The organism is Paenibacillus sp. DMB20 (genome assembly GCF_000987955.1).
Lineage (GTDB): Bacteria > Bacillota > Bacilli > Paenibacillales > Paenibacillaceae > Paenibacillus_AQ.
Genome location: NZ_LAZU01000036.1, coordinates 167,368 through 191,843, shown reverse-complemented (window position 1 = coordinate 191,843; position 24,476 = coordinate 167,368). Strand labels below are relative to the sequence as shown.

The following is a 24,476-nucleotide window of genomic DNA, read 5'->3' as shown; positions in this document are numbered from 1 at the left end:
TCAAAGCTCCATCCGGTAGCCGAGTTTATGTATGGTATGGATGCAGTCCGACAGCCCCAGTTTCGTTCTCAGGTTTAAAACATGCGTATCCACCGTGCGCGTATTGCCGTAAAAATCGTAGCCCCACACTTCATTCAGCAGGCTCTCCCGGGAAAAAGCAATATTAGGGTTTTTCATTAAAAATTCGAGCAGCTCATACTCTTTAGGCGTAACGGTAACCTGCTGGCCGTTCTTGAATATTTTCCGGCTGCCGGCGTCCAGCGTGACATCTTTTACCGACAGGGTTTCCGTCGGTTCCCGTTCTACCCTGCGCAGGACCACTTCCACTCTGGCCAAAAGCTCCAGCACTTCAAACGGTTTGGTGATATAATCTTCGGCACCCAGGCGCAGCCCCCGTACTTTGTCGGCTACCCCGGCCTTGGCCGTTACGAAAATAACCGGGATTTTCCGGGCTTGGTAAGCCTCCAGAAGGGCGTACCCGTCCATTTCCGGAAGCATGATGTCAAGCAGCGCCAGATCGAATGCTTTTTCGTCCAAGGCCCGCAAGGCCAGACTGCCGTCCTGCACGATGGTGCATTCGTAACCGGAGGAACTCAGCGTCATGTTGATCAGCTCGGATATGGATGGGTCGTCTTCCGCCACAAGGATGGAATAAGCCATCTTCTTCACCTCGATTCATTGTCAAATCATTATATTAGCATATTACCGCAAATTTCTTGTCAAGGAATTGTAAAAGGCTTCACGGCTTCCCGTACCGTTTTGCTCACTTTGATTACAGGCAAAAAGCCGCTCTCCATCAGCTCCGATGAAGAACGGCTCTTCGTATGCATTTTGCCGGTTTTATGTTTCGTCGTTACAGGGAACCGCTGCCGGTAAATTCTGCAAGCGCACTTCGCACTTCTTCCGCCGTTGACAAGCTGAGCACATGCTCCGCCAGCTTTTCGCAGCGGTCGCGATGAAGACCGGAAAGCACCGACTTGATCCGGCTGATCCGTGCGGGTTCCATGCTCCATTCGTCAAGGCCCAGCCCCAGAAGGAGCGGCGTTGCCAGAGGGTCGCCGGCCATGCCGCCGCACATGCCGGTCCATTTGCCCGAGGCATGGGAGGCTTTGATTACGTTTGCGATAAGCTGCAGAACCGCCGGATGGAAATAATCATACAGACCGGCCACGTGCTCGTTCATGCGATCCACAGCAAGCGTATACTGCACGAGATCATTGGTGCCGATGCTGAAGAAATCGACCTCTTTCGCCAATCGGGAGGCCATGATGGCCGCGGAAGGAATTTCGATCATGATGCCCGCTTCGATCTCTTCGTCGAAAGGAACTCCCTCGCTTCGCAATTCCTCCTGCGTCTCCATAAGGATCTGCTCGGCCTGCCGCCACTCGGGCAGCCCGGATATCATCGGAAACATCACTTTCAGCTTGGCCCCAGCGCTGGCTCTCAAAATCGCCCGAAGCTGCGTACGAAGCAGTTCGGGCCGGTCAAGCCCGATCCGGATGGCACGGTACCCGAGGAAAGGATTGGCCTCCTTCGGCAGCTTCAGATACGGCAGCTCTTTATCGCCGCCGATATCCATCGTGCGGATGATGACCGGACGTCCGTCGAAAGCCTTCCCCGCATCCAGGTAGGCAAGGTACTGCTCTTCTTCTCCGGGCAACTCGTCGGCATGAAGAAACAAAAATTCCGTACGGTACAGTCCCGCGCCGTCCGCTCCGCTTTGTACGGCAGCCGCGGCTTCGGCAGCCGATCCGATGTTGGCGGCAAGCTCCACGTATGTACCGTCCGCCGTTGCCGCCCGGCGGCCTTTAAATTGCTCAAGCTGCCGGCTCCGCTCCTGCTCGAGCTCCATGAGGCCGGCGTAACGGGTCTGCTCGTCCTCGCTCGGTCCGGAAACGCAAATGCCGGCCGATCCGTCAAGAATCAGGAGATCCCCATCCGAAATGGCGTCGATACCGTCGCCGGTGCCCACAACGGCCGCAATCCCGAGCGAGCGGGCGAGGATCGCGGTATGCGAGGTGGCCCCGCCCGTTCTGGTTATGAATCCGACCACGGAAGCCGGATCCAGCTGGACCGTATCGGAGGGGGTCAAATCATCCGCCACCAGGATGACCTGGCCGTCAATCCCGGATAATTCTCCGGATGAGGCCGGATCCAGCAGACAAGCCAAGAGCCTTCCCCCCACATCGCGGATATCCGCCGACCGCTCTTTCATATACGGTTGATTCATCCCTTCGAAAAGGGCGGCCACCTGGTTGAAGACCGCCGAAACCGCCAGGTTGGCCGGTTCCAGCTGTTCCCGTATCCTGGCTTCCATTTTAGGATAAAAAGACGGATCATCCAGGAGCATCCGATGTCCTTCCATAATGCCGGCCTGCTCCTCTCCAACGGCAGCTTTGGCTTTTTGAATCAATCGATCCAGCTCGGCGGCACACCGATTTTTCGCCTCCCTCAGCTTGGCGAGTTCGGCTTCCACCTCATCAGATCGAAGACGATGTCGTTCCGCTACATCCGTTCGGTTCGCCCCGTGTCGATGCGGCCTATGCACGAAGGCCCTCGCCATCCGGATTCCTTCGGATACTCCGATGCCTTGGATTCGTAAGCCTCCCATCAGGCTTCACCAAACTTGCTTTCGATGAGCTGGCAAAGCGCTTCAACCGCTTCCTTTTCCCCTTCGCCTTCCGCCTCGACCAACACCGCCATGCCCTTTTCCAAGCCGAGCGTCATCAGATCCAGCATGCTCCTGGCGTCAGCCGTTCTCCCATCTTCCGTCTTGATGCGTACCGCTGCCGCATATTGGCCGGCCGCACTCGCTACAAGCTGCGCCGGACGGACATGAAATCCCTGCTCGTTTTGTATGGTTGCCGTCTGCATAAACATGTTGTCGTTCCTCCTGATCCTAAGTTTATTGTGTTACCCGCGAATGACTGTCTTCGTCCCCGTTTACGTCAACAGCGCAATCCGTGATTTATATTTGTCGATTAGGGCTTGGTTATGATCATCCGCCCCGTCTATGTTCCCGCTCAGAAAAACCGGGGGTTCATATCCGTGAGACAGCATGATATCGATCGATTCGGCAAACACCGCATTCAGAATGGCCGCGCCGATGACCGTGGAGCTTGGCGTAAAAGGAACTTTCATCGCCGGATGGCTTAACACCGCATCCCCTTTGGCGGACATGTTATCGATGACCAGATCAACCGCTTCGGAAAGCCGCTTTCCGCTGACATGCCGGGATGTCTGGCTGCCGGAATATTCGAGGGATGTCACCCCGACGACAAACGCGCCTTTTTCTTTGGCGATCAAGGCCGCATCCACTGGAACCGGGTTGCGTCCCGACGTCGACAGGATAATCACGACTTCGCCCTCCCGGATGTCCTGCTCCGTCATAAAGCGCTCGGCCAGACCGTTTTGCCGCTCCAGGTCCGACGAAGTGACGGCTCCTTCATGCAGCATCAGTTTCTCATAAAAGATGGGATGAATGGGAGCGAGTCCTCCCGCACGGTAAAAAACCTCTTCCGTCAAAATATGCGAATGCCCGCATCCAAACAGATGAATGATGCCGCCCTTTTCAATGCACGAGGCAACTTTTTCGGCGGCTGCACGCATATGTCCGCTTTGTCCGGCCCGAACTTGCTGGAGTTTCTCGTGGATCACGTCAAAATAAGTGTTTATCATGTTCATACTCCTCATCGCTTCATAATTTTCGGTCCAAGAGACTTCAGACTCCCATGAACCTAAAAAATCAAGATTTCGTTAACGCTTCTTTCGCGTTCCGCATCATTTCGGACATCACCTCAAGGCATTTCCGGATGATGACCTCTCCTTTCTCCCTCGTGGCCAGCGTTGCGTCGCCGAGCACGGCCGAAGCGGTTATCTCTTCCCACGCGTCGGCGTGAAGTCGGCATCGGCCGGTATGACGGGCGCGCCGTCAATCGCCTTGCCCATATCCACGTATTCCCCTGCCAGATAAAGCATGTAGGAGGTTTCGATCTCATCCGCGTGCATGTAAACCGCATGCGCGGCAGAGGTTTCCCTGACTTCCGCTATGATCTCTTTGGTTCCAGGGTAAAAGAAATAAAACACTTTCAGCTCGGGAACTCTTTCGTACAATATCCTAGCCGCTTCCTTTAAAGCGACGGCATTCCCCAAATGACCGTTGACCATGGCAAAAATCCGGAATCCCTGATGATACAAGCTCTCCCCGATATCAGACAGAAGCCGGATCAAGGCTTCGTTGGAAACGTTGATGCTTCCGGGAAAATTCCGCAAACTCCACACCTGTCCAAAGGGCAAGGTTGGCAAAACAAAGCTCTGCGTCCGCTCCGCCAATTGCATAGCCAATCGTTCGGCCAGGATGTTGTCCGTACCGAGCGGAAGATGAGGTCCGTGCGCCTCTACAGCCCCGATAGGCAATATTGCGCCCGGTATTGTCGGATTTTTTGCGATACTTCAACTGAATTTTCAAGCTCAAACTTCATGGTGCGCCCCCCTTACTTTTTGAATGAGAAGCAGTTGGCAGGGTTGCTTATGAAAAATTTTTCGATCAGCTTTTGTCCGTCAAACCCGTTCCGTCCCGCCTCATCCACAAAACGCGGTACCCACTTGGCAATGATATATTCCAGTCCGGGACCATAGTCATAATGCTTGTAATACGTTTTGCGGGCCGTATCACCGCTGATAAGGATCTGGTCCTCATATCCTTTGCGGACAAGCTCCAGAATGAGTGCGATGCGCGTGCTTTCGGGTGCATACTTGATTTTGCCGATGCCGTCAAAGCTCAGATAAGCCCCGCTTGAAGCAATCTGTTCATGATAGTAAGGGTCCGGATTCCGGTCCATGTGGCCCAGGCTTAAATAACTCAGGTCCACCCCTTCGCTCTTCAGCAGTTCCAATTGTTCAAGCGCCATGGTCCCCACTTCCGTATGGGAATGAATCGGCGCTTTCGTTTCGTGATGCGCACGGGCTACCGCCCGCAGCGTTTTTTCCTCCAACGGGGTAATCCGGTTGTAACCGGTGCCGAATTTAACCTGGCCTGCTTTGAAGGGAGTGCCTTCCAACCCGTTCTCCACTTCGCGGATGACGAAATCGGCAAGCTCATTAATGCTCTTGGCATCGATCCACTCGGCATAGGTGCGGTAACCGCCGAGAATCGGACGCAGCTCTTCCTTAATGGGAGCATCCCACAGGAAGCTTTTGTTGAATCCGGCAGTGCCGACGATCCGGATCCCCGTTTCCCTTGAAATTTCCTCGACGGCACGCACATCCCGTCCATAATCGACTGCCGTCGCATCAACGATCGCCTGTCCGCCGTGATGTTTAAAATCCAGAACATCCTTCATGGATTTATCCTTGTCGTCGAGCAGGAGATCGTCCTCTCCGCGCACCTGCCAGAAGGATGGCCGGCATACGATATGCTCGTGCGAATAGGTAAATCCGAGTTCCTCTTTCGGTATGTCGCCATGAAACGTCCGTATAAAACCCATATTCCTGCCTCCTTAGGACCGTCTTTATGCCTTTTAATGTTTTTTGAAAAAGGAAGACGGCAGATACGCATCGCCGTCTTTCTAAATGGTGAATCCCTCAATTAAAAGATCAGCTTTGCCAAGAAATGAAGAATCGGACCGATGATGAACATATCCGAGTCTGCCGCCCACATGGCCGTATCCGGCACGGTGGAAGCGATAAAGAATTTAACCATCAGAAACTGTCCCCAAGCCACGATGGTCGACGTGATAAATCCGCCGAACACGGCTCCTCTTACGCCGCCTGTGGAGTTGCCGAAGACGCCCGCCGTCGCGCCGTGGAAGAAAAGCACGATCATGGTCGGGACGAAAATATAGGAAACGGTATTTCCCAATACCAACAGCCAGAGTATGGCACCCGCAAAAGCCCCGATGAAGCCCAGCACCACCGCATTCGGCGCATATGGATACACGATGGGCGCATCCAGGGCAGGCTTCGCGCCGGGAACCAGCTTGGTCGCAATGCCGTTAAAGGCCGGAACCAGCTCGCCGATGAACATCCGAACGCCCATCAGGACAATGGCGATGCCTCCCGCAAACGTGAAGGACTGAATGATGGAATAGATGATAAAGTTCTGATCTCCGGATTTGGCGATCAACTCCGCTGCGGCCGGGGTACCTTTTGCGGACAAAATGAGTGCTCCGATCAGGAACAGAACTCCCATGCTTAAAGCAGTGATGACATTGGAATCCCGCAGGAATTCAAACCCTTTCGGAACTTTGATTTTCTCGGAATCGTTGTTTTTGTTGCCCACGATCTTGCCGGACAGCGCAGCCAACAGAGCCACCGAAGCGGAAGTATGCCCCAGGGCAATGTTGTCGTTGCCGGTGATTTTACGCAGGAACGGCTGCACGATCGCGGGCTGGAAGGTCCAGTAGAAACCAAGCACGACGGATATCATCAGAACCAGCTTCCAGATCGAAACATCCCCCGCGGCATGAACGACGATACCCGCGAAAATGGTCGATGTCCAAAACATCATGTGGCCGGTCAGGTAAATGTACTTAAACCGGGTAAAGCGAGCTAAAGCGACGTTGATCAGGAAGCCGATCAGCATGGCGAGCGTTACCGCGCTGCCGTATTTGGCGCTGAACGCCTCCTGGCCCATAAAGCTGCCCAGAGATTCTGCCGTCAGGCCGAATACTTCTTTCCACATGGGTTCAAAAACCAAAAGCGCTTTGACAATGACATCCGCACCCGCACCGATGATCAGAAAACCGATGACGGCCTTAAAGGTACCGCTTACAAGCTGACTTACGGATTTCTTCTGGAGCATGAGGCCAAGCAGGACGATAATGCCAAGCAGAATGGCCGGCGTTCCAAAAATGTTGGTTGCGATCCAAAAAAGAACATCCACCTAAAGACCCCTCCTAAATAGGTTTACAGCACTTCCTCAAATTTTTGTTTGATCTCGTTCGTGTCAAAGTAATTGTTGACGATCAAGATCTTGGCTTGGTGGTTCCCAAGGCTTTGGGCAAGCTCGTTGCTGGTCACGATATAATCCGCCGCCGAGCCCGAAGCCGTGGAAACGTCCGTGTGCTCAACATCGGCTTGAATGCCCATCCCGGCAAGCACGTTCTCCACGTTCATTCTCAAAATCAGGCTGGTTCCTTGTCCCAGTCCGCATACGCACAAAATTTTCATTGTTCGTTCCTCCTAAGAATTTGTTGAACGCTATCCACGTCGGGCGCGTTTTGAAGGTCTTCCACCACGCCGGGGCTGCTAAGCAGCGTTGTCAGCTTTCGGAGCATTTGGATATGCTCTGAGCTTGTGGAACCGCCCAGTGCAAACACAAGCTGTACAGGGTCATTTACCGTATGGCCGAAAGGCACCGGATGGTTTAATCTCAGCAGGGACACGCAGGGTTCCTTGACTCCGTCCTGGGCCCGTGCATGGGGCAGGGCGATGTGCGGGGCAAGGACGAAGTACGGTCCCTTCTCCCGGTAAGAATCGATCATGGCGTCTATATAACTCTCCTCAATCGCACCGGTATTGCACAGCAGAGAACCGGCCAATCGTATGGCGTCTTCTGCCGATTCGGCTTCCAAATCCAATGCAATGGAAGATGGCTCCAAAAATTTCACTGCGTAACACTCCTTCATCCGTTATCTCTCTAGTTTTTGCTCCCGAACTGTATCTGCTGAAGAATCTGTTGCTTCGTTTTGGCCTGTTTCAGACGGGCCAGGCTTTCCGGTGCTCTTAAAAGGCTGGTCAACTCGGACAACGCTTTCAGGTGAGTCTCGCTGTCTATGGAAGCGAGTACCAAAACGGTATGAACCTGATGCCTCGACTCTTTCGAGAAGGAAACCGGACGGTTCAGCTGCAAAAGGCTGATTCCAAGCCGTAACACCCCATCCTGCGGTTTGGCGTGAGCGATGGCGATCCCTGGCGCTACCACAATGTATGGGCCGAGCACCTCCACCTTCGCAATCATTTCGTCGACATAACGATTCTCTATATAACCCTGATTCAAAAGCGGCCCGGCCGCCGTTCGAATCGCCGCTCGCCAGTCGGCAGCCTGCTCCTTGACGGTAATCATATCGCCGGTCAGCAAATCCGAAAGCGAAGGCTTGGGCTTCTCTAGCATCCAGGCTCTCCCCGCGCTCATATAACAGTTCAGTTCTTCCATGAGACCCGCTTCATCCGTGATTTCGGCATATTTCCGGACGATGTCCAGGACAGCCTGTACGGAGCTTGTCTGGGTTCTCGATTTGCGCCCGGCCAAGGCGTTGATCTGGTTGAGCAGGTGCTCCTTTTCCTTGTCGCTCAAGATCGGATTCACGATAAATACCGGGATATGACTGTCCGGCAAAGGAACCGTCGAGAAAATAAAATCCGCTTCGCCTCGAAAGGTTTCATATTCCCGAAGGGATAATACGGCCGTAATATCCAGCGCTGAAAACAAGCTTTCCAATTGCGATTTAAGCATTCGCGAGGCGGAAATTCCGTTAACGCACACAATAGCCGCCTTTCGCCGTTCGGCCGGTTTTGTATTCTCCCGGCGGAGCCAGCCGCCGAAATGCATCGCCAGATAACCGATCTCGTCATCATTCAGTTTGCGGCCGACCAACTTCTCAAACGGAGCCGCTGCACGCCGGGTCAGATCAAACACTTCCCTGTATTTCGTCCGGATGATGTCAAGCATCGGATTATCCAGTCCGAGGCCGTAAAGAATCCGATAGTAAGCAGGCTTCAAATGGATCATCAGCTGATGTTCCATGTCGTCCTTGTTCGGCAGAAAGACGCAGGCGTGGCGTTGAAAGGCGTCCGTCATTTCTTTGGCCGTCTCCCTCAGCTTTTCGTTCATGCCGTCCGATCCGGTCATCGGCTGTGCCTTGTTTACCCTCGCACCCAGAATGTGCATGGTAAAGTAACAAACTTCTTGCTCCGGAATAACGACGGCAAACAAACGCTCAAGACCTTTGGAGATTCGTTCTACCGCCCCATATTCAGGCATGCGGCATAAAACCCTCTGTTCTTCGCCATCGATGGAAATGATGTCGCCTCTCTGAATCCGACGGACATAAATCAGGAACCGGACGCTTAAGCTGTACACCATCTCATCCGTCATTTGGACGCCAAGCGCTTCTTCGCTTCCGTTAATCAACGTATATAATTGATGGGAACGCTCTTTCGACAACTCCGGCAGAAGGCCTTGCGTAAAGTCGAAGAAAGGAAGGTCCGGATTGTGATAAAGAAGCTGTTTCCAGCCGCCTTCCCCAATGATTTGCCCCAAGTAGTGCGTAACCGTTTTCCGGATATCGCTTTCTTCCCCGGAAACCCCATAGCCGTTTTTTCGATCATAGGTGACTTCGAGATGGAAACTCTTCATTTCCTCCCGCACGTATTGGAGATCCTTAAGCACCGTCCCCCGGCTTACCTGCAGCATGTCGGTATAATGGTATACAAACAACGGGTCTGTGGTGGAGATCATATAAACGGCCATTAAGGCGATCCGCTGTCTTAGCGAAAGGTAAAGCTGCTCCTTCGGCACCCCATCCGCCATGCTTGGAATGTTCTTGCGGCTTTCATCAGGCAGGTAGTAACCAACCGACCGCACGTACTCCACCGCCGGGAGATTGAGGTTTTTGAGCCAATCATTGATTTTATCCATATCGTAATAAACGGTTCGCCTGGAGATCTTAAGTTTCTGCATCACCTCTTCGATGGAGACATGATCGACTGTCTTCTGCAGCATAAACAGTATCTTGGTACAACGTTCATCCAGAATACGGCATCCACTCCTTTTGCCGTGCTGTCGTTTATACTTGTTGGTTCATTTTGATTATAACAATGGACCCAGAATCGAAGACAGTTCAAATAATGGATGCGCTAATGTGCAAAATTGAATGCTGCTTTTTCTTCAGAGGTCCTCACAAAAAAACAGGGAATCCGTTTTTGGATTCCCTGCCTTTATTCATTAAATGTTTACATATTATCAAATAGGTAAACCTTATCTTTCTTATTCATTTCTTGCTCCTTTACGCTATCCGTTTTGATCGGAGGAAACCGGGTGCACCCCGCCCTGATTCTAAGAAAAACGTCTATCGACGTACTTCCTCAGAAGACAGACCGCTTTTAGCGGATGTTTTTCTTGCGAGATAAGGAAGCCTCGTCTTTCGAAGCTTATACTTTCTTATCTCTTAAATAAAGGCGCCAGCAGCGCCATGCCAACCAACATAAGCACACCGCTTGCGGTGAAGACGCCGAATAAGGAAAACGCTCCTTTCAGGTAGCCGGAAAACGACATTCCCAGCACCATCATTCCCATAAAAATCGGTGTGATGGCACCGCCGACCCTCCCGATAAAAGCGGCTTCCGTATTCTTCATAATCATGGTTTGTATCCCCACCTGAATGCACGGGTAAAAGAAACCGGTTAGGGTTTGCAACAGGACCGTTATCAAAACCGACGTCGACACGCCGATTCCAAAGGTCCCGATCCCGCTTACAAAGAGACCGATCGCAAGCAAAACATGGGGCTTTACATTTTTGGCCGCGCTCATGATCACCATTCCTCCCAAGAGCATGGCCGAACCGTTTGCCATTAGCAGCCATTGCAGAAAGTCTTTGTCCCTTCCCAAATTCTCAATGGCAATAAAGAGCATCAGCGGTTGAATCAACCCGACGGCCAACCCGCTGGCGGCAAAAGTGGCGCTAAGCGTTCTTAATGAAGGGTTATCCCACATGTAACGCAGGCCCGCTTTCATTTCGCCCCAGAAACTGCCCGACTCCCCTCGTGCGGTTTCCTTGATATCATTCGGCAAAGTAGTCAAAACAAGGGAAGAGCCCAAGAAAAAGACAGCCGTTAATACCAAAGAAACGTGAATCCCGAATTGAAGAAACACAAAGGTTCCGATAACCGGTCCAAGCACCATGAAAATGCCGACGAGCGTTTGGGTAAGGGCCATGACGCCTTGGATCATCGTTTCGTGCACATGCATTTTATACAGCTTGAATGCCGAAGGTTGCGAAAACTGGGATAAGCTTGCGGATACCAAGGTGCCGAACAGCAATCCATACCAAGCCCCGTCCGCGAGGAGCAGCAGCACAGCCCCGACGGAAAGCGCGGACAGCAAATCACACCACACCATCGTTCGCTTGGGCTGCCAGCGGTCGGCAAACGTGCCGCCGACAAAGGCAAATATAAAGATGGGCGCATATTCAACGGCCGATATGAGAGATACATACATCGGGTCATTGTTTGTCAGGTCGGTTACATACAGCAAAATGGCAAAATTTCGAATCCAGATGCCAAGCTGCAGCATGACCCTGGAAATTAAGACGGTTTTAACGTACCGGTTTTTCAACATTGAACATCATCCTTTTCATCCGGAATTAAAAGCTTTTACCGCTGCCTTCCGGTTCAGAACATAAAACGATATAATCCCCCAATGCACAAACAACACTCCTAATTTTCAATTTAATACCTAGACATTATATTAAATTGTCTATGAAATTACAACGATAGGCCATTGAAAATTTTAAACGAATCCGTTTTTTGTTTGTTTATTAATAAACATTAGTGCCATTGTTTGCTTTTTTAGCATAAGGAGGAAAGAGTTTTCCATATCGCAGAATAAAAAAAGAATCAACCGATCGGTTGATTCCGAAGGTTGATTCTCATCGCCGGCTCTGTTACGTTGCTTGCTCGGCCGTCTTGGCATATTTCTGAATCAAGGAAATCTGGCCGGCATGAAGGCCGGTATGGTATAGCAGACGGCTGGCCGCCTCAAGCGGCGTCGAAGCGCCCATCGGCGAATCGACCGGCACATGCCAAGCCTCCTCGGGCAGCTCTCGCATCGCTTCCGTTACGTGAAGATTCGAGGCGCGCAGCAGGGCCAGCAGCCCTTCCCGGTCCATGAACTCCACGCGGTCCCGGCCTGCCGCCGGTCCCCGGCTTGTCAGGATGTCCAAACCGGGAGGCAAAGCGCGCCCGAAAAACCACTCGGCGAACAAATACTCGACTTCCGCATTATGGCGGAGCATATAGCCGATCGAGGCGGCTCCGATGCGCAAGCCCAAATCTTGCTCCGACAAGCTGTCAGCCATGTTGTAGAAACGTTCATGAAGCGTATTCCACATCACGGCGACGGTTGAATAGGTCATTGCATTCGGCTCCTTCCATTAATCGCCTATGATTTGGCGGCCTGAGTGTGCCCATCCCTGGAGACAAGCTCGTACCGATCGCGCCCAGATCGATGTCGTATGCCTGGCCGAAGCCTGCCACATACCGCCCCTCCAGCAGGGTAAGCTCGAACAGTGAAAAATCGAGCCCCCGAAGCATGCGGATCATCGGAGCGCCGAATGAAGTTTCGAACAACGCGAATAGATCGTCATGGCCTTCATTGCCGATATTAACGGCATGGCACACGAAGCGGGCACGCTCCCGAGCGAACAGGTTCGCGGAATCGGATTCATCTTCAATCAGCATGACATCGACGTCCGGACTAGCCTCCAAATGGCGATAATGATTGGCAATGCGGCTAATGTAAATATACAGCTTTCCTTCCTTCTTCACGAACGGCGCATAAGAGATAAAGGGCCTGCCGTTCTCGTCGATCGTGCTCAGCATCAACGTCTTCACACCATCTGCCAATTTAGTATATTGAAGTTTAATCGTATGGTTATCCAATGGCTTCATGAACATCCCCCGCTTTTCTATTCCATTTTTGCAATACATGTATTCTTGGACAATCACTGTCCGGTCCGTATTGAATCTCGGTGTCCACGCCGTACACGCTGCGGATAAGCTCCTTCGTGAACACGTCCTGAGGCGTGCCGTACAGGCGCAGACTCCCGTCCTTGATCACGCAGACCCGATCGCTGTATGCGCTCGCATGGTTCAAATCATGCAGTACCATCACGACCGTAAGCCCCAATTCGCGATTCAAGGTCCGGACGAGCTCCAGCACTTCCAATTGATGCGCGATGTCCAAATACGTGGTCGGCTCATCAAGCAGCAGTACTTTCGGACGCTGGGCTAATGCCATCGCCAGCCAAGCCCTCTGAGCTTCTCCCCCGGATAAGGAGACGACGAGCCGATCCTTGTACGCCTGCATCCCCGTCTGCTCCAATGCCCATTGAATCACCTCTTCATCCTCCAAGTCGAGGCGCTCATACCATTTTTTATGCGGCATGCGGCCGTAGCGACCAGTTCCCCTACCGTCATGTCCGCCGGGCTGGCGTTTGACTGGCAGAGCATGCACATGAGACGGGATACTTGCTTCGTGCTGAGCGAACGCAGTTCCCGATCGGCAATGCATACCCGACCGCTCGTACAAGGAATGAGCCGGGTCATCGCTTTCAGTATCGTTGATTTGCCCGATCCGTTCGGACCGATAATCGAGACGACTTCACCTTCCTTTACATCGAGGGAAAAGTCATGGACAACCGTTTTATCGACATAACGGATGTTCAGCGACTGCACTTTCAGCATGGATTATGTTCCTCCTTTCCGCATCAGATACAGGAAGTACGGCCCTCCCACCATCGCCATGACGATGCCCGCCGGTATCTCCAACGGGGCGAATGCCGTGCGCCCGATCGTGTCGGCCACGAGCAGGACGAGCGCGCCGAGAACGAGACTCAGTGGCAGGCGATAGCGATAGTCCGAGCCTACCATCATGCGTGCGATATGCGGCACGACAAGTCCGACGAATCCGACCAGACCGACGGTCGATACCGAGATGGCGGCCAGATACACCGCGATGAAAGACAGCACGAACCGGATGCGGTTCAGATTTTGCCCGAGATTATGGGCGGTCTGTTCACCCAAGCGCAGTATATTCGCCTGACGGATGCAGAGCAGCGCGGCCAGCCAGCCAGCTAGCGAATAAGGAAGAAGGACGGCGACGTCCCTCATCCCTGATCCCGACAGGCTGCCGTTCAGCCATTGCAACGCGGATGGCAGCTTATCGCTGTACAAAATCGACAACAGGCCGATGATGCCTCCGAATACGGCATTGACCGCTACCCCCGACAAAATAATTCGAACCGGCGTAAATCCCCCTTGCAGCTTCTTCCAGGCCAATGCATATACCATAACGGCTGCAAACCCGCCGCCAACAATCGCGGCCAGAGGAATCATGAAAGCGTAACCGGGTACGACCAGCATGATGAACAGCACGGCAACGGCGGCGCCGCTGGAAACGCCCGTCAAGCCCGGATCGGCCAGCGGATTCAGCATGACGGCTTGCAGCAGCGCACCGGATACGGCCAAATTGGCGCCAATCAAAAGGGCCATGAAGACACGCGGTATCCGAATGTCCCATAAAATCGTATCGGAGGCGGCATCCCCGCGTCCGAACACGGTCAAGAGCGTGTCGAGCGGAGACATGGCGACGCTCCCGAAGCCGATGGAGATCAGCACAGCCACTCCCAGCAATATGGCCGCTCCCCCCACCAGGGCTGTCTTTCGCATCTGTTTGTTCGCCGTCACAGTCCCGGGAACCTCCGTCTTAGTCATATAAAATGCGCGCCATTTCCTTATAGGCGTCGGGCGCCTTGACAATCGAGGCGATTCCGAACAGTTCGAAGTCAAGGGATATCATCTTCCCGTTTTTGAAGGCGTTCAGCTTCTCCCAGGCACCGTTCTTCTTCGCGTCATCCTCGAACTTTTTCGCGACGGTTTCAGGGTCGCCGTGAGCGACCAGCAGAATGACGTCCGGATTTGCCGCGACGACGCTTTCCATATTGAACGGAACATAGGCCTCTTTAAGCTTCAGCTGTTCGGAGACGACATTGACCGCCCCCAGATTGCGGGCAAAACTTCCTGCGAACGTATTGTCGTTCATCAGCATCAGCGCTTCCGCCGAGCCGAAGAGGAACATCACCTTTGGCGCCGGCTTGCCCTTCACCCGCTCGATCGCTTCTCGCTCCTGCCGATCGACGTCTTGAAGAAAAGCGTTAGCCTGATCTTCACGGTCCAGCAGTCGGCCAAGGGTCTTCGTCGACAGTTTCAGCTCCTCCAAGGAATCGACAGGCAAGTATGCGGTCGGCAGCGAGGCCGGTCCGAGCTTTTTCTCCATGCTGTCCCTGATCGAAGCCGGACCCAGGACGACATCGGGCTTCAGCTTGGCAATCTGCTCGAGATCGGGCTGATGGGATGAACCGATGCGCGGAACATTTGCAAGCGACTCCGGAAGCTTGCTGTTCGTCGTCGGCACCCCGGCAGGCTCGATGCCCAGTTCGTGCAAGATTTCGGTAATCGAGACGGACAAGGTCACGATACGGGCAGGCGGCTGCTCGCCGAACTGTTTCAGCAGCTCTGCCATGGCCCCATCCCCTTCACTCGAAGCTCCACCGCCGCCGGCTCCGCTCTCATTGCCTTCTGTTCTTTCGGCTGTCTTGGCGGTGCCGCCGTTCGAGACGTTTTTATCCTCCGCAACGACTTTCGGCGCCTCGTTTCCCGTTTGATCCGATCCCGCTTTGCCGCAAGCCGCTACGATCAGCACCATAAGCAAGATGATGACGGCCGTTCTTCCTCTTCTATGTATCATTATATGCGCTTCCCTCCTCGTAAATGATAATGAGAATCGTTATCTATTAGGTGATAACGATTCTCATTATATATCGAGTGAGAATCTTTTTCAATTAAAATTTGAAGAAAATTCCTCCTCGTTCGGAATTCGCGTTTTTCTGATATACTCAATGACGCGGCAACAATGAGTTACCAGGGAGGTCGGACCTACTTTGCGCATTCTGTATCAAGTTGCAATTGAGGATCAGGAAGTAACCGTTTGTGATGTAACGAATTTATTCGGAGAAGAGGGGGACTTTCGCGTTCTGCAATTTTCCGACGAAGCGGCTCAAGGGGCAATAGATCGAAGCGATCCGAAACGCATCCTGTTTGAGTATCCAAGAGCTATCCTTCACCTAATGGACTATAACGACCGTGCATACGAGGATGTATTCGTCATCGGACATGGAATTGGGACTCTGGCAGGCTCCGTTCCCGACAAACGAGTTAGCGTGGCGGAAATCAGCAGCGAAATTGTCGAGATAAGCCGAACCTATTTTGGGTACGATCAGGATAATGTGCGGATTGGCGACGGACGCGAACTTTTGGAAGAGGAACCTCCGGAAGCATACGATTATATCGTGGTGGATGCTTTTACGGAGAAGGGAACGCCCCCTCATCTTACATCGCTCGAGTTTTTTCAATCAACCAAGGAAAGGCTCGATCATGAAGGGGCGGTCATCCTGAATCTGATCGGGAAGCATGGGAACGACCGCAGGCTTAATGCCATACATACCACGCTTTCTGCCGTCTACCCTTATACAAAAGCCTTCTCTCTCCCCTCCAATAATGCCAGCGATATCCAAAACCTGATCATCATGGGCCGAAATATCCCGATCGCATACCAGGAACGGAATATGGCCGGATTTATAGAAACCCGTTTGGGCGAGGGGCATTTGATTTCGGATCGAAAATGAAAAGGAGCCCTCGTTTAAGAAGGCTCCTTTTTTTCTATACAGGTCGCGATTTTATGATAAACCGATGCTGTTACAACTTGGCTAAGAACTCGCCGCCGCCGGTTCCCATATCCAAGAGAGAGTTTGCTTTCCGGACAAGGGGAACCGCCATGCTGCCATAGGACCAGGAGAGCAGTTGGCTCCCCATCCGGCCAGTCCCGGTAATATATGAGAAATCCCAACCGGAAAATTCCTGATTGGCGCTTAATAAGTAATCCTGGAATGGCTTATCCATCAACCCGTTACCTCCAATATGATCAGTATTTGCCATTTATCTAGCAAATCCGTAATTAAGGAGGTCCTCTTATAAGGAAATATTGCCCTATCCGGTTCGACCAGCCGCTTCGACGAACATACGCAAGAAAAAAACATCGCATGCGCATGCGATGTTTTTGTTCGATCATACCTGTTGCTCTCGTAATTACTGTTGCCCTTCTACAACGGCAGGGTCCATGTACATGACTTCCCATAAGTGTCCATCGATATCCTGGAAGCTCCATGCATACATAAATCCATGATCCTTCGGATCGTAGGATTTCTTGCCTCCCGCAGCCAGAGCGCGGTTTACCAGCTCATCCACCTGCTCGCGGCTGTCGGCGGACACGGCCAGAATGACCTCGGTGCTCTTGGTTGCATCCGACAGATCTTTTGGGGTAAAGGTTTTGAAGAAATCCTCTACCAGCAGCATGACATAAATATGATCGCTAATTACCATGCAGGTGGCATTTTCATCCGTAAACTGAGGGTTAAATTCGAATCCGATCTTTGAAAAAAACTCGATGGACTTATTCAGATCTTTTACCGGGAGATTCACGAAAATTTTATCCAATTTTACTGCCATTTGTTTTCACCTCTATGTTTTGTTTAATTGCTAATGTTAATGTAACACGATCGGAACCTGGATATTTCTTATCGATTGCTATTCTAATATGTATAAGGCATGAAAGTGAGTTAACGGCCTTTCTTGATCCATCATCAGTGGCTTATGTCCATCTTGGCGGAGATCCGGCTTAAAAATCTTTGCATGAGCAAAGACAAGGAGATCAGAATAGGGGGATCGTCCAGGCTTGGAGGATATAACATGACTTGCTGTTTAGGGACGGTCAATCCCGGCCTGACCACGATAGGATCTCTGGACCTGGTACGCAGGGTGGCTTGCGGCAGTAAAATTTCATTCGTTCCCATTCCCCAGGACACGCTTGTCGCCATCAGGTAATAAGTGCCCGGCTTTACATTGGCGAAGCTGAAATATCCCAACGAGGACAGCAGCGTACCGTATAAGGGAACCCCTTCGGGGATCGGTTTGGGGAACAACCCGATTAAAATAACGCCATGAAAAGGCTCGGCTGCCTGTACGATTCCCTCGATCTTTCCGGCAGAACTGGAAAGCAGGTATTCCGGGGTCCATGACTTCAACTTGTGCAATGTGCTGAAATGATCGGATGCATCTACCGCGGAACACCGAAATTGAGCCGGTGAAATTCCGACGCGCTCCGTGAAACGGGTGGTAAAGGTGCCCAGGCTTTGTTGGCCGATCTCCATCGCAATATCCCGGACGCTGAGACGGGTGTGCAAGAGCAAATGCTTCGCTTTCTGCAGACGGATGGACGAGACATAATATAATGGGGATAGCCCCATCTTTTCCTTAAATAACCGCGAGAAATGATACGGACTGTAAGAAGCATATTCAGCCAGCCGGGACAATGGAAGCGGATCATAGATATGTTCATGTATATATGCAATTACGGCATCGATATCGGAAAATGTCCCGGTTGTCATTTCTGCACCTTCCCTCAAGGTAAATAAGGAACAACTGTTCGCCATTATACTACCATAATCCCCTTCGTTACGGAATAAAAAAATTTAGTTTTTAAAAAATAAAATGCACACGCCTATTTCAGGCATGTGCATTTGTTTTTCGTCAAACGACCTATGAAGTGTCCCAATCTTTCATACCGCAAATTTATATTTTCAGTGAGCTGTCGCGCGCTCAATCTCTACCCCGTCCTCCGGCTCCGGATCGACCGGTTTTTTCAGCAAAAACGCGGCTAGCCACGCGAGAAGAACAAGGATAAAGGCGGCCGTAAACGCGTTTTTCATTCCCGATAAGAGAGCCAGCGATTGGATATCCTGTCCACCGTTCCCTTTCGACGCCCTGCTTAAATAACGCTCGGCTCCCTTGGTCATGATCGTAACGAGAAGCGCCGTGCCGACGGCTCCCGACACCTGCTGGATCGTGCTGATCACAGCCGTGCCGTGAGCGTACAGCATACGCGGCAGCTCATTCAAAGCATTCGTCATCACCGGCATCATTAACATGGACACCCCCAGCATCATAAGCGTATTAAGCACCATAATGAAGCCGTATGAAGTGGCCAACGTAATGGTGGAATACTGCCAGAGGGTATTTGCGATGAGTGTCAGACCGATAACGGCGAGCCATTTTGCACCGAATCTGTCGAATAACCTTCCCGTTACCGGAGACATCACCCCCATAACCAATCCGCCGGGAAGCATGACCAGCCCCGCCTGGAAAGAGCTGTAGCCCATGGCATTTTGCAAAAAAATCGGAAGCAGCATCATCGCGGAAAACATGGCCATCATAACGACGATCATGATCATCGCGGACAATCGGAATATCCGATGCTTGAATACCCTCAAATCCAGAAGCGGCTGCTCAAGGGTTAACTGCCTCCAAGTGAACAAAAGCAAAGAGACGGCTCCAATGATGGCGGGAATGAGCGCCTCGCGGTTTAACCAGCCTGCATGGCCTTCGCCCGCGCTGCTGAATCCATATACGATCCCGCCAAAGCCGATCGTAGACAGCAATAATGACAAAACATCCACCTTCGGCTTCGTCGTTTCGGTCACATTTTTCAGCTTAAAACATGCAAACAGGATGACGAACAACGCGATCGGAAGGACTCCGGCAAAAAGGACGCGCCAGCTGTAATGCTCAACGACAACCCCGGACAGCGTCGGTCCGATGGCGGGTGCAAACGTGATTACGATCCCGATCGTACCCATCGCGGCCCCTCTCTTCTCCATCGGAACCATTGCAAAGACGACATTCGTCAGCAGCGGAAAAAGCAGTCCTGTCCCGGCGGCTTGAAGCGCCCTTCCGGCCAGCAAAAGCCCGAATCCTGGAGCGACGGCCCCCAGAAAGGTTCCCAAGGCAAACAGGATCATGGCCGACAAAAACAATGCCCGCGTCGTAAACCGCTGTATGAGAAATGCGGTAACCGGTATGAGAACACCGATGACCAGCAAATATCCCGTCGCAAGCCACTGGGCCGTAGCCGGCGTTATCCCGGTGTCCTCCATGATTTTCGGCAGCGCCACATTAAGCAGCGTCTCATTCAGAATCGCCACGAACACGCCGAGAATCATGACCATGATGACGAGCGAGTTGCTCTTGCTGCCGAATGTTCCGGTACCCGTACGATTGTCCCGTTTTTCCATCTTCATCTCCTCTCTTTCTTTACAGGTGAACCCCATTCTATCAGCCGCAGAAGCCGAGGATTTCTCTTCAATTGCGATGTTTGGTCCGGTATGCAAGAAAAAACGGCTTCGCTCACCCAATAGAGGTGGCAAAGCCGTTTTCATTTAAGCAAAGGGATAGGTCCAGAATTTTTCCGTCCCGAACCGGTTTCGAATCTGCTCCGGCGACAATTTTTTGCTGCCTACCAGCTCGGCCGCTTGAAATTGGGAGCGATGCGCCTGGATCGACGCCATTTTTTGCTTCAAATAACCGGAAACATCGTTCAAGACGTCGGGCTCCCCGATGAATTTCTCGCATTCGTGGGAGAACGCGATGCAATGGACAAGCGGTCTTTTCTCTACCGGCAGATTTTGAATCGTGCGGATGACCGCAGCCCCGGTCGCATCATGATCGGGGTGCACGCTGTAGCCCGGGTAGAAAGTAATGACGAGTGACGGGTTCAACTCCTCCAGCAGTGCAGAAATAGCACCGTCCAGCACCTCGTGCTCCTCGAACTCCACCATCTTATCATGGAATCCGAGCATTCTTAAATCCTGTATGCCGATGGCACGGCAGGATTCCTCAAGTTCTTTTTTTCGTATCGATGGCAGGGTAACGCGGCTTGCAAAGGGAGGGATGCCCATATTTCGGCCCATCTCCCCCAAGGTCAAACAAGCATATGTAACCGTCGCCCCTTGATCCACCAGCTTCGCCAGCGTACCGGATGCGCCGAAGGCTTCATCATCAGGGTGCGGAAGAACGACCAACACGCGATTTTCCATTTTCTCTCTCCTCTCCTTTACGTCAAAAAGGCTCCGGACTAAGCTGCAGCGCCACAACCAGTTTTCCCTGCGAGTCATGTCCGGCCATGATCAGCCGTACCGTTTCGGACTGTTCATAATGGGTCAAGCCTTCGGCATAAACCCAGCCCAGCTCTGTTTTCAAACCGACGCGGTAAGGACCGGTTCCCGATATTTTTCCGTTGGTATAACGAATCACGGCATTGGTAATAAAATTGGCGGCTGGATGCTTGGAGCTGTCAAAATGGGCGGCATAAGCCCCCGTCGTCAGTTCAAGATGTATATAAAGCTCTTGATTCTCCAGCTTGTTCAGCATTTGTTGCACTTCTGATAGATTGATTGGCTCCATGTTTCCCCTCCGCTTTGCAAACTTAAAGTAATATTAGTTCACGCTAATATGATTATTTTAGCATACTTGTGCCTTTTCCGGATAATCAAACAAGCAGAAGCCTTGCCGATTCGTGACAGGGCTTCTGCTTGTTTTAAAATCAGGATAACCTTATTGCACCGCTTTAATACCAGTCCTAGAAAAAGCAGGAAAACGAACTGATTCTCCTCAAGTCAACCCCGAAATAAAACCAGAACCGGCCGAACCACCTAAATCCGGATACCGAGGTGCGTCCGACAAATACCGGGTAAAACCAGAAATTGTCCCCGTTCGTCAGCCATACGTACGTATACCGGAACAGACAGCCCGAGATCGCACCGGGATCAACGGCCAATAATGACGGCGACTGTTGAGGCGTGAACTGCGGCGGAGGCGAAGCAGGAAACTGGCCCTGTGGCCCCTGAGGGCCTATAGGGCCAAAGGGACCTTGCGGCCCAAACGGACCCGGACCTTGACCCGGACCTCCTGGCGGAAAGAACCCTCCGGGTCCCGATGGTGTTAACGGTTGAAAACCCATTCCCAAACACTCCTTATTCAGTAGGCTAACACACAATATGCCGTAAAGCCTGTTTGTGTCTGGGCGGGAGCCCTTACGGGCCAAAAAAATATGGGTGTTTAACCAGTCGGGCCCATCCTGATTTCGGAAGCGGACATTATTTTTTAGGAAGATTCAATTGCCAGGAAACCCCGTACTTATCCGAAACCCAGGCGAATTTTTCGCTCATGGGCAGCGGAGACAGCGGCATGAGGATCTGTCCGTTGTCCGACAAGGCGCCGTATACTCTCTCGATTTCTTCATCGGTATCGCAGTTTACGTACAGCGACATGGCGGGCGTGAACGTGAAATCGTGTTTAACATTGCTGTCGATGCACATGAACTCTTGTCCTTTCAACGAAAATACGGCATGCATCACGCTGCCCTCGGTTCCCGGTTCTCCGGGCCCGTAGCGCAGTATGTTGACGACCTCGGATTGATCGAACAAAGACGTGTACAGATTCATCGCTTCTTCGGCCTGCCCGTCGAACATTAAAAACGTCGTGATTTTTTGCATGATGATCTCCTCCATAAATGAATTGACGGTGCATCACGCTTCCTCCCATTTTTCCTTGAAAAAACGGATGTAAATGCGGGTTACGACAATCTTGATAATCATATAAACCGGAATGATGACAATGATGCCGATGATGCCGAACAAGTCTCCGCCCGCGAAAACCAGGATAATGGTCATGAGCGGATGGATGTCCAACTGCTTTCCGAAAATATAGGGTCCGATCAGGTTGTCCTGAATTTGCTGGGCAACCAGGATGACCACCAGGGACCAGATGGCCACCGACGGAGACTCTACAAGACCGATAATCACGATCGGCACGGAAGATAGAATGGCCCCCACGAACGGAATAAAGTTCATGATCACCGCGATGATCGTAAGCAGCAGGGCATAAGGCAGCCCGATGATGAGAAATCCGACGTACATGAGGACGCCGAGCGCCAGGTTCACCAGAACTCTTCCGATGATAAAACCGCTGACGGCTTTATCGATGTCATTCATCGTTTCGGTGCCTTCCTCACGGAATCGTTTCGGCAGGAAACTGACGATTTTTTGCCCAAACTTGCTCCCTTCCTTCAGCATGTAGAACAAGAAGATCGGGAAGGTAAACAGAATGAGCGCAAAATTGGAAAAGAACGAAAACAGGCTCGTCAAATAATTGGAGAGAAATACAAAGCCTTGTTGCAAATATTCCGTGATCTGCGTAAATAAGCTTTTGTCCCCGGGGAGCAGATCGGACAGGAACGGGTTGTTTTCCAGCAGCTCCAGCTGCTTCCCCAATGCGATAAACAGGTTTGGAGCATTCTGCGTCAGGGCTTCTACCTGCGTGTTCAACGAGGGCCATACTCCCCAGACGAACCCCGTGATCACGACGGCAATGACTGCGTAAATGAGCAGTATGGCCAGCGAACGGTTCAGCTTATGCCTTTCCAGCAGATCAACAAGCGGCCTGAGCAGGTAATAGAAAAATGCGGCCATCAGGACCGGTACGATGATCAGTACATTGAATAATGAAAGCACCGGTTTGAAAATGAAATCCACCAGCGAGCCCAGGTAAATAATAACGAGCACTAAAATGATTCCGATACAAACTTTATAAAACTTGTTCATGAACTCAGCGCGGCCCCCAAAACATTGATTTGATTCCCCATTTTTTTGTACTAGAACATTATAGCAGAACATGCCCCCCCATCCCTAATTTTTGAATTAACAGAGCCGCAACTTACAATGAATTTACCATACCGCCGGCCTTTGCATTTCTTACGGATTGCCGTCGAAGCCGAGGTTTACCCATGGTCATCGGAATCATAGACGGATAGTATGGATTTGGCCTGTTGTATTATCTTTTCCCGCAGTTCCCCTGGCTCCACGACTTTGACGAATGGACCAAGCCCGAGCAAAATGTCGCAGGCCGATTCGAGCGTATGAAACTCCACCTCGGCCTGCATCCATTCATTCTCCGTTGTGTCGGCATGTGTGATCTTCATATAGCGCTGCTGTTTTATTCTCGAATATACGTTTTTATTAAAACGAAGTTTCGCGGGATAACGCGGAAGATTGGCCTTGAACCGTTGGGTGGATTGTTCCCAATACATCGCAAGATCAAAAGGCTCCGGCCTGTGGAAGGATTCTTCCAGCAGCCGGGCTTCCGCCACCTTCGAAATGCGGTACGTCCGTACTTCTCCTTCGCATGCCGCGGCTAAATACCAGATGCCTCCTTTGGCTACCAAACCGAGAGGCTCGACGATGCGTTCGATCGTCTCCTCTTCTTTGCGGTACAGCATATGCATTTTCTTTTCCCGCCAGACCGCGTCCTGTATCAGAGGCAGATGCGGCAGTTTTTCATGGGACTGATGCCAGCCTGCCCCATCCACATGGATACGTTCGCGGACCATTTCGGCGTCTTTGGAATAGCCGGAGGGGAATGCGGCGAGCAGCTTCTCCAATGCCTGGTGGAACACTTGTTGAAGGCCCAAATCTTTGATGACGGTTGTGGGATGCGCCAGAAGAAGAGTTTGCATTTCTTCGGCTTTCATCCCGGTCAGATTCGTCCGGTAATCCTCCGGCAGCAGCCACCCTCCATTCGCCCCCCGTTCCGAGTAAACCGGGACTCCTGCCATGCTCAGAGCCTCCATATCCCGGTGTATCGTGCGTTCGGATGTTTCCAACTTATCCGCCAGCTCCCGGCTTGTCATCCGGCCGTAATTCTGCAATAGAAGTACAATGGTGATCAGTCTGTCCGCCCGCATATCCATC

General features: G+C 51.9%; 24 protein-coding genes and 3 pseudogenes. 1 reads left to right on the top strand and 26 read right to left on the bottom strand.

Translation table 11 applies throughout. The features are described from left to right. The 16 genes and pseudogenes from XI25_RS19935 to XI25_RS19860 all read right to left on the bottom strand — a co-directional run bounded on the left by XI25_RS19935 (position 1) and on the right by XI25_RS19860 (position 15,526). Positions 1-660, bottom strand: coding sequence for a response regulator transcription factor (locus XI25_RS19935; protein ID WP_046679900.1), 660 nt, complete (start codon positions 658-660; stop codon positions 1-3). A gap of 193 nt (positions 661-853) precedes the next feature. Next, entirely contained in the window at positions 854-2,611 is a 1,758-nt protein-coding gene (gene ptsP, locus XI25_RS19930; RefSeq protein ID WP_046679899.1) for a phosphoenolpyruvate--protein phosphotransferase, read from the bottom strand. Continuing rightward, positions 2,611-2,880 (bottom strand): HPr family phosphocarrier protein, encoded by a 270-nt coding sequence (locus tag XI25_RS19925; protein ID WP_046679898.1) that lies wholly within the window; start codon positions 2,878-2,880, stop codon positions 2,611-2,613. The genes ptsP and XI25_RS19925 overlap by 1 nt, the downstream gene beginning before the upstream one ends. A 63-nt stretch (positions 2,881-2,943) precedes the next feature. Then, positions 2,944-3,678 (bottom strand): SIS domain-containing protein, encoded by a 735-nt coding sequence (locus XI25_RS19920; protein WP_046679897.1) that lies wholly within the window; start codon positions 3,676-3,678, stop codon positions 2,944-2,946. A 67-nt stretch (positions 3,679-3,745) separates the two neighbouring features. Beyond that, positions 3,746-4,481: pseudogene (locus XI25_RS19915) on the bottom strand (creatininase family protein). 12 nt (positions 4,482-4,493) lie between these two features. Beyond that, complete coding sequence (locus XI25_RS19910; RefSeq protein ID WP_046679896.1) at positions 4,494-5,486, bottom strand: phosphotriesterase family protein; 993 nt, start codon at positions 5,484-5,486, stop codon at positions 4,494-4,496. 101 nt (positions 5,487-5,587) lie between these two features. Further along, on the bottom strand, positions 5,588-6,883 hold the full coding sequence (locus XI25_RS19905) for a PTS ascorbate transporter subunit IIC (RefSeq protein WP_046679895.1): 1,296 nt from the start codon (positions 6,881-6,883) through the stop codon (positions 5,588-5,590). A 23-nt stretch (positions 6,884-6,906) separates the two neighbouring features. Beyond that, positions 6,907-7,170, bottom strand: coding sequence for a PTS sugar transporter subunit IIB (locus tag XI25_RS19900; RefSeq protein ID WP_046679894.1), 264 nt, complete (start codon positions 7,168-7,170; stop codon positions 6,907-6,909). Beyond that, complete coding sequence (locus XI25_RS19895) at positions 7,167-7,610, bottom strand: PTS sugar transporter subunit IIA (protein WP_046679893.1); 444 nt, start codon at positions 7,608-7,610, stop codon at positions 7,167-7,169. The genes XI25_RS19900 and XI25_RS19895 overlap by 4 nt, the downstream gene beginning before the upstream one ends. Positions 7,611-7,639: 29 nt before the next feature. Next, complete coding sequence (locus XI25_RS19890; protein ID WP_268794545.1) at positions 7,640-9,754, bottom strand: BglG family transcription antiterminator; 2,115 nt, start codon at positions 9,752-9,754, stop codon at positions 7,640-7,642. A 408-nt stretch (positions 9,755-10,162) separates the two neighbouring features. Next, positions 10,163-11,338: an MFS transporter gene (locus tag XI25_RS19885; RefSeq protein ID WP_046679891.1), complete on the bottom strand. Its 1,176-nt coding sequence runs from the start codon at positions 11,336-11,338 to the stop codon at positions 10,163-10,165. A gap of 325 nt (positions 11,339-11,663) precedes the next feature. Further along, entirely contained in the window at positions 11,664-12,134 is a 471-nt protein-coding gene (locus XI25_RS19880) for a DinB family protein (protein ID WP_052759684.1), read from the bottom strand. Beyond that, positions 12,091-12,669 (bottom strand): HugZ family pyridoxamine 5'-phosphate oxidase, encoded by a 579-nt coding sequence (locus tag XI25_RS19875; RefSeq protein ID WP_327204831.1) that lies wholly within the window; start codon positions 12,667-12,669, stop codon positions 12,091-12,093. The genes XI25_RS19880 and XI25_RS19875 overlap by 44 nt, the downstream gene beginning before the upstream one ends. Then, positions 12,653-13,464, bottom strand: a pseudogene (locus tag XI25_RS19870) (ABC transporter ATP-binding protein). The gene XI25_RS19875 and the pseudogene XI25_RS19870 overlap by 17 nt, the downstream one beginning before the upstream one ends. A 3-nt stretch (positions 13,465-13,467) precedes the next feature. Beyond that, positions 13,468-14,466, bottom strand: a complete 999-nt coding sequence (locus tag XI25_RS19865) for an iron ABC transporter permease (protein ID WP_082112442.1) — start codon at positions 14,464-14,466, stop codon at positions 13,468-13,470. 19 nt (positions 14,467-14,485) lie between these two features. After that, the gene (locus tag XI25_RS19860; RefSeq protein WP_046679889.1) at positions 14,486-15,526 is read right to left on the bottom strand and encodes a helical backbone metal receptor; all 1,041 of its coding nucleotides are present in this window, start codon (positions 15,524-15,526) and stop codon (positions 14,486-14,488) included. Between the two features lie 193 nt (positions 15,527-15,719). On the opposite strand from XI25_RS19860, the gene XI25_RS19855 reads away from it, so the two are divergent. Beyond that, complete coding sequence (locus XI25_RS19855) at positions 15,720-16,463, top strand: spermidine synthase (RefSeq protein ID WP_046679888.1); 744 nt, start codon at positions 15,720-15,722, stop codon at positions 16,461-16,463. A 73-nt stretch (positions 16,464-16,536) separates the two neighbouring features. On the opposite strand, the pseudogene XI25_RS19850 reads toward XI25_RS19855, so the two are convergent. From XI25_RS19850 to XI25_RS19805, 10 genes and pseudogenes are all read right to left on the bottom strand, one after another. After that, a pseudogene (locus tag XI25_RS19850) lies at positions 16,537-16,737 on the bottom strand (class I SAM-dependent methyltransferase); the annotation flags it as partial. A 186-nt stretch (positions 16,738-16,923) separates the two neighbouring features. Continuing rightward, positions 16,924-17,343 carry a VOC family protein gene (locus XI25_RS19845; protein WP_046679886.1) on the bottom strand — a complete coding sequence of 140 codons (420 nt, stop codon included), beginning with the start codon at positions 17,341-17,343 and terminating at the stop codon, positions 16,924-16,926. A 134-nt stretch (positions 17,344-17,477) separates the two neighbouring features. Continuing rightward, the gene (locus tag XI25_RS19840) at positions 17,478-18,281 is read right to left on the bottom strand and encodes a helix-turn-helix domain-containing protein (protein WP_046679885.1); all 804 of its coding nucleotides are present in this window, start codon (positions 18,279-18,281) and stop codon (positions 17,478-17,480) included. Between the two features lie 192 nt (positions 18,282-18,473). After that, positions 18,474-19,964, bottom strand: a complete 1,491-nt coding sequence (locus XI25_RS19835; protein ID WP_046679884.1) for a DHA2 family efflux MFS transporter permease subunit — start codon at positions 19,962-19,964, stop codon at positions 18,474-18,476. A 144-nt stretch (positions 19,965-20,108) separates the two neighbouring features. Continuing rightward, the gene (bshB2, locus tag XI25_RS19830) at positions 20,109-20,765 is read right to left on the bottom strand and encodes a bacillithiol biosynthesis deacetylase BshB2 (protein ID WP_046679883.1); all 657 of its coding nucleotides are present in this window, start codon (positions 20,763-20,765) and stop codon (positions 20,109-20,111) included. Positions 20,766-20,787: 22 nt separating this feature from the next. Beyond that, positions 20,788-21,132: a YojF family protein gene (locus XI25_RS19825; RefSeq protein WP_046679882.1), complete on the bottom strand. Its 345-nt coding sequence runs from the start codon at positions 21,130-21,132 to the stop codon at positions 20,788-20,790. A 175-nt stretch (positions 21,133-21,307) separates the two neighbouring features. Beyond that, on the bottom strand, positions 21,308-21,688 hold the full coding sequence (locus XI25_RS19820) for a hypothetical protein (protein ID WP_046679881.1): 381 nt from the start codon (positions 21,686-21,688) through the stop codon (positions 21,308-21,310). 136 nt (positions 21,689-21,824) lie between these two features. Beyond that, positions 21,825-22,223 carry a VOC family protein gene (locus XI25_RS19815; RefSeq protein ID WP_046679996.1) on the bottom strand — a complete coding sequence of 133 codons (399 nt, stop codon included), beginning with the start codon at positions 22,221-22,223 and terminating at the stop codon, positions 21,825-21,827. A gap of 33 nt (positions 22,224-22,256) precedes the next feature. After that, complete coding sequence (locus XI25_RS19810) at positions 22,257-23,330, bottom strand: AI-2E family transporter (RefSeq protein WP_046679880.1); 1,074 nt, start codon at positions 23,328-23,330, stop codon at positions 22,257-22,259. A 176-nt stretch (positions 23,331-23,506) separates the two neighbouring features. After that, on the bottom strand, positions 23,507-24,469 hold the full coding sequence (locus tag XI25_RS19805) for a helix-turn-helix transcriptional regulator (RefSeq protein WP_046679879.1): 963 nt from the start codon (positions 24,467-24,469) through the stop codon (positions 23,507-23,509). Positions 24,470-24,476 lie beyond the last annotated feature (7 nt).

Coding starts and splice junctions, on each gene's coding strand:
- XI25_RS19885 (WP_046679891.1), bottom strand. CDS start 11,338: ATGTTGAAAAACCGGTACGTTAAAACCGTCTTAATTTCCAGGGTCATG.
- XI25_RS19875 (WP_327204831.1), bottom strand. CDS start 12,669: ATGAAGCCATTGGATAACCATACGATTAAACTTCAATATACTAAATTG.
- XI25_RS19840 (WP_046679885.1), bottom strand. CDS start 18,281: ATGACAACCGGGACATTTTCCGATATCGATGCCGTAATTGCATATATA.
- XI25_RS19845 (WP_046679886.1), bottom strand. CDS start 17,343: ATGGCAGTAAAATTGGATAAAATTTTCGTGAATCTCCCGGTAAAAGAT.
- ptsP (WP_046679899.1), bottom strand. CDS start 2,611: ATGGGAGGCTTACGAATCCAAGGCATCGGAGTATCCGAAGGAATCCGG.
- XI25_RS19935 (WP_046679900.1), bottom strand. CDS start 660: ATGGCTTATTCCATCCTTGTGGCGGAAGACGACCCATCCATATCCGAG.
- bshB2 (WP_046679883.1), bottom strand. CDS start 20,765: ATGGAAAATCGCGTGTTGGTCGTTCTTCCGCACCCTGATGATGAAGCC.
- XI25_RS19815 (WP_046679996.1), bottom strand. CDS start 22,223: ATGCAAAAAATCACGACGTTTTTAATGTTCGACGGGCAGGCCGAAGAA.
- XI25_RS19835 (WP_046679884.1), bottom strand. CDS start 19,964: ATGGAAAAACGGGACAATCGTACGGGTACCGGAACATTCGGCAGCAAG.
- XI25_RS19920 (WP_046679897.1), bottom strand. CDS start 3,678: ATGATAAACACTTATTTTGACGTGATCCACGAGAAACTCCAGCAAGTT.
- XI25_RS19860 (WP_046679889.1), bottom strand. CDS start 15,526: ATGATACATAGAAGAGGAAGAACGGCCGTCATCATCTTGCTTATGGTG.
- XI25_RS19810 (WP_046679880.1), bottom strand. CDS start 23,330: ATGAACAAGTTTTATAAAGTTTGTATCGGAATCATTTTAGTGCTCGTT.
- XI25_RS19805 (WP_046679879.1), bottom strand. CDS start 24,469: ATGCGGGCGGACAGACTGATCACCATTGTACTTCTATTGCAGAATTAC.
- XI25_RS19825 (WP_046679882.1), bottom strand. CDS start 21,132: ATGGAGCCAATCAATCTATCAGAAGTGCAACAAATGCTGAACAAGCTG.
- XI25_RS19900 (WP_046679894.1), bottom strand. CDS start 7,170: ATGAAAATTTTGTGCGTATGCGGACTGGGACAAGGAACCAGCCTGATT.
- XI25_RS19820 (WP_046679881.1), bottom strand. CDS start 21,688: ATGGGTTTTCAACCGTTAACACCATCGGGACCCGGAGGGTTCTTTCCG.
- XI25_RS19925 (WP_046679898.1), bottom strand. CDS start 2,880: ATGTTTATGCAGACGGCAACCATACAAAACGAGCAGGGATTTCATGTC.
- XI25_RS19910 (WP_046679896.1), bottom strand. CDS start 5,486: ATGGGTTTTATACGGACGTTTCATGGCGACATACCGAAAGAGGAACTC.
- XI25_RS19880 (WP_052759684.1), bottom strand. CDS start 12,134: ATGACCTATTCAACCGTCGCCGTGATGTGGAATACGCTTCATGAACGT.